Here is a 16,725-nt window from a genome sequence, read left to right on the forward strand (position 1 = left end):
TTTAAAACGCCAGGGTTTAATCTTTGTTTTCTTTCTTATTTTTGTTTATGTTTTTTCAGTTACTTGATGACAATCCGGGCTTTCCAGACCCAGCCCTGGCCGAAGAGGATGGTTTGTTGGCCATTGGTGGAGATCTAAGTGTGGAAAGATTGTTGATTGCTTATTCTAATGGCATATTTCCATGGTTTAGCGAGGGGGAACCGATCCTCTGGTATTCTCCCCATGAGCGGTGTGTGATATATCCTTCTAAAATTAAGATCAGTAAAAGCATGCAGAAAATTTTAAAACAGGAGGTTTTTAAAATTACTTTTAACCAGGCTTTTGCAGCAGTGATCAGGAACTGTGCTACCACAGAACGGAAAGGGCAGGATGGAACCTGGATTACCAATGAAATGCAGCAGGCTTACATCAACCTCCATCGGCAGGGTTATGCGCACAGTGTAGAGGTTTGGCAGGAAGGTAAATTAGTGGGCGGTTTATATGGCGTAAAGGTTAACCGTGTGTTTTGTGGTGAGAGCATGTTTAGCCACGTCAGCAATAGCTCAAAAGCTGCCCTTATTTTTTTAAGCAAAATGAACATCGATTTAATCGATTGCCAATTGCCAAATGACCATTTGATGAGTTTAGGTGCTGAAATGATCAGCAGGGAGTTGTATATGCAAATGCTTCAGTCGCCTTAAAGCGAAGGTGGATTGAAGTTGTATGGTATCAAAATTAATTTTTCTTACTACCCGTAAGTAGCAATTCCGGTTCGGAAGCATTGCCGAACGCTCGTCTTCAGGTAAACCTTAAGTTAATGCAACTTATTATCATCAATTAAACTTTGCTCGCGTATGGCGTTTTCAATTCTTCTATCGGGAATAAACCAAATGCAGGCCACCAGGAAATAAAGTGCAAAACCGATCCAGGGGTTGATAAAGCTTAATGCAATACCAACAATATAGAATGGTAGTGAAAGCTTTCCTTTGGCATCATTGCCAATAGCATGCACCACTAAAGAGTGTTGCCCTTCGGTTTTTTTAATAATAATCACCAATAAAGTATATGAAATGGCAGCAAGAAGTAACACTGTGCCATAGGTAATAACGGGCCACAGGGCAAAGTGGTGTTCGCCCATCCAGCCTGCCGTAAATGGGAACAGCGAAAGCCAAAAAAGAAAATTTAAGTTGGCCCAAAGTATTGATCCGTTCACTTTTTTAACGGCGTGTAATAAATGGTGGTGATTATTCCAGTAAATACCAACATAAATGAAACTTAAGACATAACTGATGAATTTAGGGATCAATGGCTTTAAAGTAGCTAAAGTTTCGCCGTGCTCAGGGACTTTAATCTCCAAAACCATAATGGTGATGATAATGGCTATCACACCATCGCTAAATGCTTCCAATCTGCCTTTGTTCATAAATACCTGGTATTAGATTTACTACAATTATCAATCAAATTATTTTATAAAACAAAACCTGCAGGCTTTTGCCCTGCAGGTTCCATATTGTTGTTTTGTTGAAATTATAGCTCTCTTACCCAAATGTTCCTAAAGCTAATGGCAGGACTTGGGTCGCCGTGATCCTGTAATTTGATCGAAGAAGGACCATGTTTTTTATATTCAGGAGCACCGATATACCTCGTTGCACCTTTTAATACAAACCCATTTTGTAAAAGCACTCCATTTAAAAATACGGTAACACTTGCTGGTTTTTGTACTGTTCCGTCTTCGTTAAAACGTGGTGCATTCCAAATAATATCATAATATTGCCATTCGCCCGGTTTCTTGTTGGCATTTGCTAAAGGAATTCCCTGTTTATAAATGCTGCCTGTTTGTCCGTTTACGTAAGTTTTGTTGTTGTAAACATCTAAAATCTGGATTTCATAACCATCATCGCCACCGCCTGTTGAAGCTAAAAATATGCCGCTGTTTCCACGCGACTGTCCTTCGCCAGAAATATTTTCGGGAATTTTCCATTCCAAATGAAGTTGGTAATCGGTAAACTTTTTATTGGTTTCGATATTTCCTGTGCCTTTTTTTACGGTAAAAAATCCATCATCTACAGTCCATGCAGCTGGTTTTGAGGGGTCTTTTACTGAATGCCAAGCATCTAAATTGCGACCATTAAAAAGAATGATTGCATCAGACGGGGCGTCCTGAGGTAATTTGCCTGGCGTAACGATTTTAGGAACCGGCTCCCAAACTTCAGTTGTTTTGGGATCTTTGGAAGGATCTGGTTTTTTATCCTGTGCCATAACCTGACCTGCAAATAAAACAGGAATAAATAAAAGTGTGTACTTGTTCATAATTGTGGTTTAACTTTTTAAAGTTAACCAGTTTATTAAGAAATGGAAATTTAGTATTTAAAATATTACCCCAAATCGTCAACAACATAGGTTTCACTGATAATCACTTCGTCGGGCGCAATGCCTTCTTTGTTTTGTTCGGCCAGATCGCGTAGCGGGCAATAACCTGTAATGCCTCGGTATAACAGGCCTGCGCCAACAGCGGCACCGGTTAAACCGATTACCGGATGCGAAAAAATACTTGTAAGGCCCTTAAATAATAAATAGGTGCCTGTAACGCCTGATAACCAACGTTCGGATTTGGAAACATTCTGAAATAGTTCGGGATATTTCCAGGCTTCTTTAACATTGTTTACTGCGGTATTAAAATCTTGATTTGTCATGATGGTAGAATTTGTATTCTACATTATAACAAGTTGGGAGGGAATGAGTTTGAAGTAATTTAAATTGTTGAGCTAATAACCATTATTTTACCACCTGAGGCACATAAGGGCATAAGTAAATCTGTCATTCTGTACGCATGGAAGAATCTCTATTTTATGAAAGACAAGAAGCTAGTTCTGTTAATAAAAGATCCTTCGTTGCATTTAGCATGACAACTGATCTTAATTCAATATATCTCTAATATCCTCTTTACTTAACGATTTAAAGAAACTCTCCTCGGTAGTGATGAGTGAATTGGCCAGTGATTTTTTGCGATTTTGCAAGGCCAAAATTTTCTCTTCAACGGTGTCTTTAGCAATAAATTTATAGATGAAAACCTTTTTATCCTGGCCAATGCGGTGTGTCCTGTCTATAGCTTGTTGTTCAACCGCAGGGTTCCACCACGGATCGAGAATAAAGACGTAATCGGCCTGTGTTAGGTTTAAACCAACGCCACCGGCTTTTATCGAAATAAGAAACACTTTCAGATCGCTGTTTTGCTGAAATTCGGCCACAATTTCGCCACGGTTACGTGTAGCGCCATCTAAATAAGCAAATGGGATATTTTCACTCTCAAAATGTTTTTTAAAAATATCGAGGTGTTTTACAAACTGCGAAAAGACCAAAACCTTATGTCCGCCCTTGAGCACGTTATCTAAAGTATGGATCACATTTTCAAATTTACCCGAATCGGAGATGTACTCTCCATCAATCATCACAGGGTGGTTGGCCAACTGGCGCAGGGCTGTTAATCCTTGTAAAAGCTGCACCTGCTTTTGTGCAAAGGTTCCGTCATCCATACTCTGTAATAAATCGTTGCGGTAGGCTGATTTTGTTTTTTCGTAATAAGCTGCCTGGTCCTCGCTCATGTCGCAATAAATTACCTGTTCTGTTTTGGGAGGTAATTCTGCAGCCACCTGCTCTTTCGTTCTGCGAAGAACAAAAGGCTTGATGATTGATTGAAGCTTACGCGCTTTTTCTTCATCTTTTTTCTTTTCTATCGCCTGCACGTATTCTTCATTGAAGAATGCCTGTGTACCCAGCAAACCAGGGTTTAAAAAAGTTAATTGCGACCATAAATCGCTTACCGAATTTTCTACAGGTGTACCGCTCAGAATCAGTTTATGTTTCGATTTTAAGCTTCTGATAGCCTTGAACGATTTTGATGCCGGGTTTTTAATGTTCTGGCTTTCATCAAGAATGATATAATTGAAATAGAAATTTTTCAATTCATCTACATCTACCCTGGTTACGCCGTAGGTGGTAATAATAATATCGTAATTCGCAAAATTAGCAACATCCTTATTTCTGTTGGTACCCGTATGTGCCAGTATTTTAAGCTTTGGCGTAAATTTTTTCGCTTCCGTTAACCAGTTGTAAATTAATGAAGTTGGCATTACAATCAGTGATGTTGATTGTAATTTCAATAACTGATCATCTTCCTTAACTTTTTGCAGCATTGCCAATGTTTGGATGGTTTTACCCAAACCCATATCATCAGCTAAACAACCGCCAAAATTGTATTCGCGTAAAAAGCTGAACCAGTTATAGCCTGCTTTTTGGTAATCGCGCAAACTGCCTTTAAAGTGAACGGGCATCTGTGTATCAACAATGTCTTCAAAGTCTGACAACCGCTGAAGTTTACGCTCGAGCATAACATTTGCCAAACTATCTTCGGCCAGATCGTTAATTAAACCGATATGGTGCTTTTTTAATTTCAGTGATTGTCCGGCTTCTGCCAGGCTGAACAGACTGCCGTATTGGGTAAACCATTTATCAGGGATGATGGCTACTTCTCCATCGGGAAGTAAAAACTCTCGTTTTTTATGTAAAATATGCTGTTTTAAGGACAGGAATGGAATCTGGTATTTCCCGAACCATACCACAGCATGAATGTCGAACCAGTCATTCCCCTCTTTAACTTCAAGATCTATTTTGTTGGCCCCGAATACAAATTTTTTCTGTCCGGTGGCCTGTTCAATCTCAAAACCCGACGCTTCTAAAAGCTCTATATGCTCATTTACCCAGTTAATGGCAGCATAACTCGGGTTTTCTTCATCTGCGCTTACTTCGAGGTTACTGAATAAAGAACTTGTTTTTTTAAGCCCTAACGACAATAAAAAATTAAACTGTTTTTTCTCCCAGTCTGCCGAGCGTTTTATCCGGTGGAAAATATAGTTATCGGCCGTTTTTTCTAAGCGTACAGTTACTTTATGTGCATTTTCGACCGGGAAAGTATATTCGCCGTATTTAAAGTATAGCTGTATCTGGGAAAGGCCGCCATCAACATATAAAATCTTGATTACCGGTTTGGCCTCAAACTGTTCCGTCCTGATTTCGAAACCCTCTGCATATACATGGTGTTTCTCGATCAATGGCGCTACAAACTTTTCGAAATATGTGGCTTCGGTAGTTTTGGGTATGGCAATAAAGCGTTTATTTAAAAAAGGCTGTAATTTTTTTCCTTCAATATCCTGATCAAAAAAGTACAATATATCATTCAGTAGTAACCAGGCAGGTTTGTTGCTGATGATCTGTGCTTCTTTAAACATAAACTCGATCCTCAGGTTCTGATATTTAATGGTCGGGAAATAACGGGTTTCGGTTTCATTCCTCCTAAAATGGAAAAGGATAGATGCTGGTTCTTCCGCAAGTTCGATTTTACGTTCTACAGGCCAGCCATCTTTATCCATTACATAAAGCTCTTTTTTAACCTTCAAAAGCTCTAAAGCTTCAGCGAGTTTCTTTTCAATTTTCGGCCGCACATTCTCATAGAACTTATCGTCGAAAACTTTGGTGAAAAACTCGGTTGGTCTTATAAGTTTCTTGTAATATTTTTTAATCAGAGAATCCTGTTCAATATCGTCTAAAATTTTGATCAGTTTGTAATCGATATCGCTCAAACAGGCTTTAAACTCTTCGGCGGTATGGGTAAAAATCCGCTGGTAAGTAAAAGAAAAATCGCCCTGTGGGTTGAGCTGAACTACATGAGGTTCAATCAAATAGCCAAGGTACTCGTGTTTGCACAAAGAGTACACCACTTTACAGGCTTTAAAACTATCGACACGTAACATTGATGGGCTTAAAATTTTTGTAAGCTAAGCGCTTAAAAAACTTTAAACTTACAATATTTTGGGAATACATCAAAAGAACTGATGATTTTTGGGATAAAAAATCATTAGTTTTTATAGAATTTTAAAAAACGGTTAATTCTTGGATTTTATAAGTTAGAAAACAGTCATAACGAACGGCCTAAAACAAAAAAGGCATCCTGAAAATCAGAATGCCTTCATGTGCCAGTTAATTATTGTTTATTTCCAACCACCACCTAAAGCACGGTACAGGTTTACCACGGCCTGTAATTTTTGTAGGCGATCGTTAATGCCGCTTAATTGTGCACTTAGCAAACTTTGTTCTGAAGTTAATACATCTGTATAATTGGTTGCTGAGCTGTAACGCAACAACTCTTTGGTAAAATCAACCGCTTTGGTTAACGAAGCGATTTGTTTAGTCCTTGTTTCCTCCTTTTCAGCGGCGGTTTGGTAAGCATACAAGGCATTTGACACCTCCTGTCCGCCGGTTAAAAGCGTTTGTTGAAAAGTGTAAAATGCAATCTGTTGATTAGCTTCCGCAGTCTTTAAACGGGCCTTATTGGCTCCTTTTGCAAAAATTGGCTGCGTTAAACCACCCACTAAATTATAGAAGATCGATTTGCTGAAGAAATCCTGTAATTGGAGGCTCGACAATCCGCCAGTAGCGGTAATGGTTAAAGCAGGATAAAAATAAGCTTTGGCCACGTTGGTGTTTTCGAAAGCCGATCTGAAACCAAATTCAGCAGCGATCACATCCGGACGGTTTTTCAACAGTTGTGCGGAAACCCCTGTTTGTAAATTCGCATAAGGGGTCTGCTGATCTAAGGAGGTACGGTTAATCGCATCTGGTGCTTTTGCAACCAAAACACTTAGTGCATTTTCGGCTTCTTTAATGCTTCTTTTTAAATCGGGCAAGGTTACCTGGGCAGCATATAAATTCGCCTCACTTTGTACAACTGCCGCACCATTTACCACGGCCCCTTTTTTTAACTCTTTCATGGTTTCCACATCCTGCGCCCTCACCTTGATGGTTTGCTCGGTAATGGCCAATTGTTTGTCGAGTGCCAGTAAAGCATAATAATTGTTGGCAATGGTGGCAATTAATTGCGTTTGGACAGCTCTTTTTGCTGCATCACTTTGCAATAAAGTTGCATAAGCACCGCGTTTCGCACTGCTAAGCTTTCCCCATATATCGGCTTCCCAACTGGTACTCAGCTGTGCTTTATAGGTTTGGGTTTCTAAATTAATGTTAATCCCTGGAGGGAAGTTCAACGAGGCTTGCGATTGTTTATTATCGGTTACGTTTACATCGGCCTGTAGGCTTGGCAATAATGCCCCACGGCTTTGTATTAAAGTAGCTTCTGCAATTTTGATCCGCTCAATCGCTTGTTTCAGGTCTAAATTTTCATTTAGGCCCTGCTGGATCAACGATTGTAAGGTCGTATCAGAAAACAACGTTTTCCACTGCAGATCTGCCATTGTAGTAGTATCTGTTGTATTATTATCGCGGTATAAACCCTCGCTTTTTAACTGGGGGCGTTCGTATTTTTTAGTTACGCAGGCACTCAGGGTAACAATGGCTAAACCGGTTAAAATGGAATGCTTATATCTAAAATTCATTTTCTTAATATTAATGTTTGCTGTTCGCAGTTGCCAATTTATATTCCTCAGGCGTTTGTTCACGATCGATGCCTTCGTTAAAAGGTGATTTATTACTGATGCGTTCCTGTAAGGATTGGAATATGATAAACAGGGCAGGGATAACGAAAACCCCGAAAATTGTTCCGATCAACATACCACCTACAGCACCTGTACCGATCGAGGTATTACCTGCCGCGCCAACACCCGACGATAACATCAGTGGTAATAAACCCAAAATAAAAGCAAAAGAGGTCATCAAAATTGGGCGTAAACGAGCCGTTGCTCCATCAATTGCTGCGTTGGCTATACTCATGCCTTTTCTTCTTCTATCTACCGCATACTCTACGATCAGAATGGCGTTCTTGGCCAGGAGTCCTACAAGCATGATCAGGGTAATCTGCGTATAAATATTATTATCAACCCCGAAAATTTTATCAAAAATGAATACGCCCGCTAAACCCACCGGTAAAGAGAATAAAACCGCTAATGGTAAAATATAACTTTCATACTGTGCGGCAAGTAGGAAATAAACGAAGATTACGCAAAGTAAAAAGATGAAAACCGTTTGGCTTCCGCCTGCCATCTCCTCGCGTGATAAACCCGAAAATTCATAACCATATCCTGCCGGAAGGTTTTTAGCCGCCTCTTCCTGTACAGCCTTTAAAGCGTCGCCCGAGCTGTAGCCAGCATTTGGGTTACCTGTTACGGAAATTGAAGTAAACAGGTTGAAACGCGAAATGGCCTGTGGTCCGTATACTTTGGTCAAGGTAATAAACTCCGATATCGGAGCCATTCCCCCTGATGAATTTCTAACAAAAATACGGGTTAAAGTTTGTTCATTGGCACGGTACTGGGCATCTGCCTGGAACATTACCCTAAACTGTTTACCGAATTTATTAAAGTTTGAAGCATAAACACCGCCATAATAACCCTGCATTACGCCCAGTACATCGTTAACCGTTAAGCCCGCCTGTTTAACCTTTGCCACATTTACATCAATCTGATATTGTGGGAAATTTGGATTAAAAGAGGTAGAAGCATATTGGATCTCCGGACGTTTACTCAGCGCGGCTAAAAATCCGTTTCCAATCTCGTTGAACTTTTTAATATCTCCACCGGTTTTATCCTGTAGCTGGAATTCAAAACCACCACTGGTACCAAAACCCTGGATAGTTGGCGGCGCAAAGAAAATAATCCTCGCACCTTTAATGCCTGCTGTTTTTGCAAACAATTCGCCGATTATTGTTTTTACATCCCTGCCCTTGCGTTCATCCCAAGGGATTAAACGCGAAATTACCATACCATACGAACTTCCCGAACCACTGATCATACTCCGGCCAACAACCCTTAAAGTGTTTTTAATTTCAGGGATTTTGTGCGCAATACTATCGATCTTGGTAATTATAACGCTGGTTTCCTCTTGCGAAGTTCCTGCCGGCAATGAAATATCGCTCATGATGGTTCCCAAGTCCTCATTCGGTACGAAACCTTTCGGCGTGGTATTCATCGTCCAAACCAATACCACCGCAAAGAAGGTAATGGCCAATCCAACGATCCATTTTTTTCTGGATAGAAAACCTATCGTTTTTTTATATTTTCCGGTTACAGCATCGAATGAAGTGTTAAAAGCATCGTAAAAACGGGTTAAAAAGTTTTTGGATTTTTCATGCTCATCTTTGTGTGGCTTTAAGAACAGGGCACATAGCGCCGGACTTAAAGTTAAGGCGTTAATGGCCGATAAAATGATCGAAATGGCCAGTGTTAAACCAAATTGTTTATAAAACACACCGGACGATCCCGAGATAAAACTCACGGGAATAAATACGGCAGCCATGACCAAAGTAATCGAAATAATCGCTCCACTGATGTCGTCCATCGCGTCTATTGTTGCTTTTCTGGCATCGGTATAACCTTCATCCAGCTTCGCATGCACGGCCTCTACTACCACAATCGCATCATCTACCACAATACCAATGGCAAGTACAAGGGCAAACAAGGTGAGCAGGTTGATGGTAAAACCAAATAAACTCAGGAAGAAGAACGTTCCGATAATCGCCACCGGCACACTGATTGCAGGGATAAGGGTTGAACGGAAATCCTGCAAGAAGATAAACACCACCAGGAATACTAAAATAAACGCTTCGATCAAAGTGTGAAGTACCTTTTCAATAGATGCATCCAAAAAGTCGTTTACGTTAACCAGCGTTGAGTAATGTACGCCCTTTGGAAAAGATTTTTGAGCCTCATCGAGGGTTTTAATGGAGTTTTCGATTACCTCTTTAGCATTTGATCCTGCTGTTTGGTTGATTGCAATACCTAAAGCCTGTTTTCCGTTGAATTTAACCGAACTGGCATAACTTTGCGCACCAAGTTCTATTCTTGCAATGTCTTTTAAACGTAGAATCTGGCCGTTATCGGTAGTGCGGATAATAATGTTGCCAAACTGCGTCTCATCTTTTAACCTGCCTGTATATTTTAAGGTATATTGAAATGCCTGATTACCAAGCTCGCCAAACTGACCTGGTGCTGCCTCCACATTCTGATCGGCAAGTGCAACGTTAATATCATTCGGAACCAGGCCATAAGTGGCCATCACATCAGGTTTTAACCAGATACGCATGGTATAATCCAATGTTCCGAATGCACTTGCATCACCCACACCATTGATACGTTTAATCTGCGGGATGATGTTGATATTGGCATAGTTCTGCAAAAACTTCTGATCGTAAGAAGGGTCGTCACTGTATAAACCAAAGATTAATACATTACTCGCTTGTCTTTTCGCCGTAATAACCCCCGATCTGGTTACCTCTGCAGGTAATAAACTGGTAGCACGTGCAACCCTGTTCTGTACGTTTACCGCCGCAAGATCAGGGTTGGTACCCAGTTTAAAGTTTACAGTAATGGTTGCGGTACCATCATTACTGGCACTGGAGGTCATGTAGGTCATGTCTTCCACACCATTTATCTGCTCTTCCAGCGGGACTACCACGCTGTTCATAACCACATCAGCATTTGCACCCTGGTATGAAGTAGAAACCTGCACCGTTGGCGGGGCAATTTCCGGATATTGGGAAACCGGTAACGTAGCTAAACCTAAAACACCGAGTATAACGATGATGATGGATATAACCGTTGATAAAACCGGTCTTTCTATAAATTTCTTAAACATAATTAATATTGATTACACTATTATAGTGTGATTGGCACTGATTATATTGCTATTTCCTGATATCAGCATAAACTGAATCGGCACTTTTTTCTTCAGGTTTGATTTTTGTACCATCCTTTAACGATTGGAAACCCTCCAAAACAACTTTGTCTCCGGCTTTAAGTCCTTTAGTTACTACATAAAACTTGCCCTTAGCCAAATCCATAATCTCGATTTCGGTGTTAATGGTTTTTGCAGAATCGCCCAGAACATAAACGAATTTTTTGCCCTGTAGGTCAATGGTTGATTTTTGAGGGATTAAAATTGCATTCTCGATGTGCTGAGGAATCCTTACGGATGCACTTGCACCATTTTTTAATATAGAAGTAGGATTGGGGAAAGTTGCCCTTAAACTTGCAGAGCCTGTGCTGGTATTAATCTGCCCGTTGATGGATTCGATCTTGCCATTTTGTGCATAAACTGTTCCATCTGCTAAAACCAGGCTAACCGGCGGAATATTTTTCATTTGCTCTGCAAGGGTTTTTCCTTTATAGGTTTTAGAAAAATCTAAAAGCTGTTTCTCGTTTAAAGAAAAGTAAGCATAAACCTTTGATATGTTAGATACCGTAGTTAAAGGTTGTGTACTGGTACTGCTTACCAAACTTCCATTTCTGAAAGGGATGCTGCCAACTACGCCATCAACCGGGCTTTTAACAGAAGTGTAACCCAAGTTAACCTGGGCATTCACCAATTCGGCTTTAGCCTGTGCCAACGCTGCTTTTCTGCTTTGGAGTGTTAATTGAGCAGCATCAAGATCATACTTACTGATGATATCTTTCTCTACCAAAGGCCTCGTTTTATTTACGGTTAACTGGGCTGCGTTAACATCTGCTTCTGCACTACTGATGGCAGCCCTTGCTGTACGTACCTGTTGTTCATATTGTGGTGCGTTAATTGTGAAAAGTAACTGACCTTTTTTAACTACTGCGCCTTCATCTACAAAAATCTTTTCGATAAAACCGTCAACTTTTGGCCGGATGTCGATATTTTGGATCCCTTCAATCGTTGCCGGATAATCAGAATCTAAAGTGGTGTTTTGTGTACTTACGGTAAAAACCGGATAGGCTTGAGGGCCAGCTGCTGCAGCGGCAGCAGCTTTTTTAGCTGCATCATTATTTCCGCAGGATGCTAAAAGCATACCAATGCTCAGGCTAAAAAAGAGAGTTGTTACTTTTCTCATGGGTTATTTCTGTGTGTATAAATTTAAATTTCCGGAATTAAGGGCGTCGTCAAAATTTAGGACTTCAATTCGTGCCAATAATCGCCCAAAAATAGAGCCTAACCAAAAATAAATCCGTCCGAATTCTGTCAATTTAATCAATCGATTGATTTATATTTTGATTGGAAATGCCATTTAAATGGATTAAATAGCTGTTTTTTAGGTGATTAAAACAATTTTAAGCCGTTAAAAACAATGTGTAAATATCTTGCGACAGATGTTAAATGGTGTTAAAATCGCTTGTATCGAAGCTTTTTTTAAGCGATTAATTCTGTTTATTTTAGCGAACAAAGAATGCTGATGCTGTCTGTTTTACACGAGATATTTGGATCTCCATCAAACCTCGTTAAGTTTCAAAAAGCCGCGAGCTTCATCAAAAGACTAGTCTACTTCTCCCTCAAAAACCAATTTGGCAGGTCCGCATAAAAACACATTGGTAAATGCTTTCCCATCATAGTCGAATTCTATTTTAATATCTCCGCCTAAAACTTTAATGTTGGTTTTAATATGACCGGTTTGATTTTTATGTTTCGCCATCGCCATGGCAACCGCGGTTACCCCTGTACCACAGGCATAGGTTTCATCTTCAACACCACGTTCATAGGTACGTACAAACAAATGGTCTCCCTTATCCTCAACAAAATTTACGTTTATTCCTTTTTCTGCATAAGTTGCATTATAACGTATATTTTTTCCTGCTGTAAAAACATCCAGGTCTTTTAAGCCATTTTGTAAAGCAACATAATGTGGCGAACCGGTATTAAGCACATAAGCTTCCCCATCTTTGGTAATACTATCTACATCAATCATCTGTAGGTCAACCCATTCGCCATTTTCTGAAATTCTGGCATAGTGAGGTCCGTCTACTGCCAAAAAGTTGGTTTCGCTATCAATAATTCCGAGGTGTTTGGCAAAAGCAACGATACACCTGCCGCCATTTCCACACATACTACCCAGCTTACCGTCAGCATTAAAATAATGCATTTCAAAATCATAATTCTCGTGCTTTGTAATGAACATTAATCCATCGGCACCAATGCCAAATCTTCTATGGCATAACTGTTCAACTAATTGATTGTCAATATTTTTTAATGGACCCGATGTGTGGTCAATTAAAATAAAATCGTTGCCTGCGCCCTGGTATTTATAAAAATTAATTTTCATGAAAGCTTCATTTTTTTATGCAATATTCGAGTTGCAAAAGGTAATTAAGCAGATTGTGTTTTTTAATTTAACATTTTTTAACACAAAACTAAGTGCTTTGAGGATGCAAATATCGTTTATATGGTATTAAATTTGAATAAATTTACTAAAGAAAATTTGAGCAGATAAAAACTGCCGGAGCACTCTGCTTAAATCAAAAATGAATAGGCTCTTGCTAATAATAACATTTTAGAAATGAAATATGATAAGCTAGACAAACAATTAGCTAGCAATTGGCTTATTATATATTCATGACTTTAAATAAAAAATAATATACAGAAACATGAAAAAGATATTAGGAATTACAGTGTTGGCTGCTTTTATAGGTGGGGCAGCAGCAATAGGAGGTTACAAGCTATTTGAGCGTAATCGAACAGGCAGTACCATTACTGAAAAACAGAACTTATACTTTGCCAATAATCCACTTAAGGTGTCATCGGCAGGTACAGCTGATTTTACTCAGGCAGCAGCAGCAGTTGCACCAGGAGTGGTACACATTAAAACCACTTACGCTGCGCAGAGTGGAGGCAGAAGTTCTTCTCCGTTTGATATGATGGAAGATTTCTTCGGTGGTGGCGGCGGCCGGATGCAACGTCAGCCGAGAGCAGCTTCAGGTTCGGGTGTAATTATCAGCCAAGACGGTTATATTGTAACCAACAACCACGTGGTAGAAAATGCAGAGAAGGTTGAAGTGGTATTAACAGATAGACGCAAAGTAGAAGCGAAAGTAATCGGTCGCGACCCAAATACAGATTTAGCTTTAATTAAAGTAAATGCAACAGGTTTACCGGTAGTGAAAATGGGTAACTCTGATAATGTTCAGGTAGGAGAGTGGGTTTTGGCTGTTGGTTTCCCATTGGATTTAAATACCACAGTAACTGCAGGTATTGTAAGTGCTAAAAACCGTAGTATTGGTATTATCGGTCGCGAGCAGCAAGGTAATGAGATTACGGAAGAAGAATACCGCGAATACCAACGTACCGGTAAAAGACCAGACCGTCCGGCAAATACCAGCATCGAATCATTTATCCAGACTGATGCTGCCATTAACCCGGGTAACAGCGGTGGTGCTTTAGTAAATGCAAATGGCGAACTTGTAGGAATCAACTCGGCAATTGCTTCGCAAAGTGGTTATAACCAGGGATATGGATTTGCAATTCCAGTTAATCTTGCCCGTAAAATCGTTGACGATTTTATGAAATACGGATCAGTAAAACGTGGTTATATCGGTGTTAATTTCGTGCCGCTAAGTGGTGAAGAAAAACCAGAAGGTATTAAAACAAACGAAATCAGTGGTTTATATGTAAATGATGTAGTTCCTGGTGGCGGTGCGGCTGCAGCAGGTATCAAATCTGGCGACGTAATCAAAAAAGTTGACGGTGTGGTTATCAATGATTCACCTGATCTTCAGGAAAGAGTTGGCCGTTTAAACCCTGGAGATAAAGTTAAATTGACAATATTGCGTGATGGTGCCTTAAAAGACTATACTGTTACGCTTAAAGGCGAAGCCAGCGTAGGTTTAACCGCAAATAATAATGCAAGTAAAGGTGCTGAAGTAAGTAAATTAGGTGCAACTTTCGCTCCGGCTAGCCAGGCACAAAAAGCAAAATATGGTATTAACAGCGGTGTGGTGGTAACATCGGTTACTACTGGCAAAGCTTTTGACAATATTGGCGTAGAAAAAGGTTTAATTATCACCAAAGTAAACGGACAACCGGTAAATTCTGTGGCTGATGTTCAAAAAGCATTGCCTTTAGGTAGAAACAATATGGTGAGTATTTCTGGTGTTGGCGAACAAGGTTCGTATAACTACAGTTTCCCTGCACAATAATTGGTTGTAATCAATTTTGATAAAGCCTCCTGATGTAAAATCAGGAGGCTTTTTTTTAGTCCTGATTAATCAGTTCATGGTTGGCATGGCAAGCCTCTGCGCATTCTTCGCAAGCTACTGCGCATTGTCTGCAATGTTCATGGTCGTGTTTGCTGCATTCTTCCGCACAAAGCCTGCATATCTCTTCGCAGAGCAACAGGTACTGGCGAGCAATAACCGAATCTCTCTGCAATAACCTGGCCGCCTGGGTACAGATATCAGCACAATCCCTGTCGAGTTTAATGCAGTCAACCATCATGTTAATATCTTCTTCTTTTAAGCACGATGATGCACAATGTTCGCATGCTAAAGCGCAATCCAATAAAGCCTGGATCAAAGCATGGTTGTTTCTCGTTTCCATATCGGTAATTATTTAGTTATAAATGTTTTGTATAGTAATAACCTTCTGACCAACAAAACGGTTTTAAAAAATCAATGGCGTTATCTTTTCGCTAGGAAATGAGTGGATGAGCAGGTAGACATATCCTCTAGTCCCGATATAGTGTTTTTTTGCTGATCGGGTTGTTATACTAAGTGTAATAGAAGCGGCTTTTACACCTGATTATTTACAGGGTTTAATTTGTTAAAATACCTTAAATCTTTGCAGGGGAGTAGTGTTTTTTATACGCAAACCAATATTCATCCGTTTTTCATAATCATGATTTAGTTTAGCTGTTTACCGATTGATAGTCAGTGTTTACCGACACGTTATCGATTATTTTTTTTTATTGTTACATATTTGAATCAACAACAAGAACCGTATTATTATGGCTTTAGCTCACATCAACCTCAGTGTAATACAATATTTCAATTTTATGTGCAGAACAGATTTTGAAAGACGAATATTTCACGATACCTATAAAGAATTTCAAAAAAAGTCAAAAACATATAACCTAAACAGGCACCTGCACACTTTCTCGCAAATGCAACAGGCCAATAGTAAAGCCAATGCTTTGCATCAGAAACTACAATATGCAGTAATGAATAATATCACGGCATTAGAAGGTAAAATGCCGGTGCTAAATGATCTGGAAGAGCGCCCGGTGCTTTTTGATTGGGCCGAATTGCATATCTATGATTCCGACCTGCTTAATAAAGGTGCTCATGTGGTTTCCATTACTTATACCAGTCCAAAATTAATCCTTCACGAAATCATTGGCGATTTAATGATTCTAAGTTATAGCGGCAGGGAAGAGGAAACCCTTGTGGTAAAAATTACCGAAAACCTGACAGTGAATTATGAGCAGCACGAAAGCCTGATTTATAGCTAAACTTAAGCGGTAGCAGGATTTACTTTTGTTCCTGACTTTTTTGCTGCCATCTACCGGTACTTATTTTTATAGTTATTGCTTTTTCCGGGTAGAAAGGCAGGAAGGAAAGGTGGTTTTAAACCTGTATTATTGATAAAGCCAGGCGATTAATGAGGCATCGCTGAGTTAAACAATGTGGTTAGCTGGTAGTTAAAGGGCATATAGTCAATATATTTAAGAGATATTTAAATAAAAAAAATAAAAAATTGATCTATAGGTATTTAAGCATATCTTTGGTGCAAATTAAAATACAATATAATGCAACAAGGAACAGTAAAATTTTTTAATGAAACTAAAGGTTTCGGATTTATCATCCCTTCAAATGGCGATGCCGAAATTTTTGTTCATGCTTCAGGCTTAGTCGATAACATTCGTGAGAATGATACCGTAAACTACGATGTAGAAGAAGGTAGAAAAGGCCTAAACGCGGTAAATGTTAAAGTAGCTTAAGAAAACTCGAACACATA

13 protein-coding genes are annotated in these 16,725 nt (G+C 39.6%); 4 read left to right on the forward strand and 9 right to left on the reverse strand.

The features are described from left to right. The first annotated feature begins 47 nt into the window (after positions 1-47). Positions 48-680 carry a leucyl/phenylalanyl-tRNA--protein transferase gene (aat, locus tag ACFSR6_RS10105; RefSeq protein ID WP_379078303.1) on the forward strand — a complete coding sequence of 211 codons (633 nt, stop codon included), beginning with the start codon at positions 48-50 and terminating at the stop codon, positions 678-680. Between the two features lie 113 nt (positions 681-793). Here aat and ACFSR6_RS10110 read toward each other — a convergent pair whose 3' ends face one another. From ACFSR6_RS10110 to dapF, 8 genes are all read right to left on the reverse strand, one after another. After that, the gene (locus ACFSR6_RS10110; RefSeq protein WP_379078305.1) at positions 794-1,402 is read right to left on the reverse strand and encodes a TMEM175 family protein; all 609 of its coding nucleotides are present in this window, start codon (positions 1,400-1,402) and stop codon (positions 794-796) included. A gap of 104 nt (positions 1,403-1,506) precedes the next feature. Continuing rightward, positions 1,507-2,289 carry a 3-keto-disaccharide hydrolase gene (locus ACFSR6_RS10115; protein WP_379078307.1) on the reverse strand — a complete coding sequence of 261 codons (783 nt, stop codon included), beginning with the start codon at positions 2,287-2,289 and terminating at the stop codon, positions 1,507-1,509. A 65-nt stretch (positions 2,290-2,354) separates the two neighbouring features. Continuing rightward, entirely contained in the window at positions 2,355-2,672 is a 318-nt protein-coding gene (locus tag ACFSR6_RS10120; RefSeq protein WP_379078309.1) for a YgaP family membrane protein, read from the reverse strand. Between the two features lie 222 nt (positions 2,673-2,894). Further along, on the reverse strand, positions 2,895-5,786 hold the full coding sequence (locus ACFSR6_RS10125; protein ID WP_379078311.1) for a DEAD/DEAH box helicase: 2,892 nt from the start codon (positions 5,784-5,786) through the stop codon (positions 2,895-2,897). A 237-nt stretch (positions 5,787-6,023) separates the two neighbouring features. After that, on the reverse strand, positions 6,024-7,424 hold the full coding sequence (locus ACFSR6_RS10130) for an efflux transporter outer membrane subunit (protein ID WP_379078313.1): 1,401 nt from the start codon (positions 7,422-7,424) through the stop codon (positions 6,024-6,026). 10 nt (positions 7,425-7,434) lie between these two features. Then, positions 7,435-10,617, reverse strand: coding sequence for an efflux RND transporter permease subunit (locus ACFSR6_RS10135; protein WP_379078315.1), 3,183 nt, complete (start codon positions 10,615-10,617; stop codon positions 7,435-7,437). A gap of 49 nt (positions 10,618-10,666) precedes the next feature. Beyond that, positions 10,667-11,836 carry an efflux RND transporter periplasmic adaptor subunit gene (locus ACFSR6_RS10140; protein ID WP_379078316.1) on the reverse strand — a complete coding sequence of 390 codons (1,170 nt, stop codon included), beginning with the start codon at positions 11,834-11,836 and terminating at the stop codon, positions 10,667-10,669. A 420-nt stretch (positions 11,837-12,256) separates the two neighbouring features. Next, positions 12,257-13,039: a diaminopimelate epimerase gene (dapF, locus tag ACFSR6_RS10145; protein ID WP_379078318.1), complete on the reverse strand. Its 783-nt coding sequence runs from the start codon at positions 13,037-13,039 to the stop codon at positions 12,257-12,259. 322 nt (positions 13,040-13,361) lie between these two features. Between dapF and ACFSR6_RS10150 the strand changes: the two genes are divergently transcribed. After that, positions 13,362-14,909, forward strand: a complete 1,548-nt coding sequence (locus ACFSR6_RS10150) for a trypsin-like peptidase domain-containing protein (protein WP_379078320.1) — start codon at positions 13,362-13,364, stop codon at positions 14,907-14,909. Positions 14,910-14,964: 55 nt separating this feature from the next. On the opposite strand, the gene ACFSR6_RS10155 is transcribed toward ACFSR6_RS10150, so the two are convergent. Beyond that, the gene (locus ACFSR6_RS10155; RefSeq protein ID WP_379078322.1) at positions 14,965-15,309 is read right to left on the reverse strand and encodes a four-helix bundle copper-binding protein; all 345 of its coding nucleotides are present in this window, start codon (positions 15,307-15,309) and stop codon (positions 14,965-14,967) included. A gap of 454 nt (positions 15,310-15,763) precedes the next feature. Between ACFSR6_RS10155 and ACFSR6_RS10160 the strand changes: the two genes are divergently transcribed. Further along, entirely contained in the window at positions 15,764-16,219 is a 456-nt protein-coding gene (locus tag ACFSR6_RS10160; protein WP_379078324.1) for a hypothetical protein, read from the forward strand. Between the two features lie 297 nt (positions 16,220-16,516). Next, on the forward strand, positions 16,517-16,708 hold the full coding sequence (locus ACFSR6_RS10165) for a cold-shock protein (protein WP_379078326.1): 192 nt from the start codon (positions 16,517-16,519) through the stop codon (positions 16,706-16,708). Positions 16,709-16,725 lie beyond the last annotated feature (17 nt).

This window comes from Pedobacter vanadiisoli, from assembly GCF_042684385.1.
Lineage (GTDB): Bacteria > Bacteroidota > Bacteroidia > Sphingobacteriales > Sphingobacteriaceae > Pedobacter > Pedobacter vanadiisoli.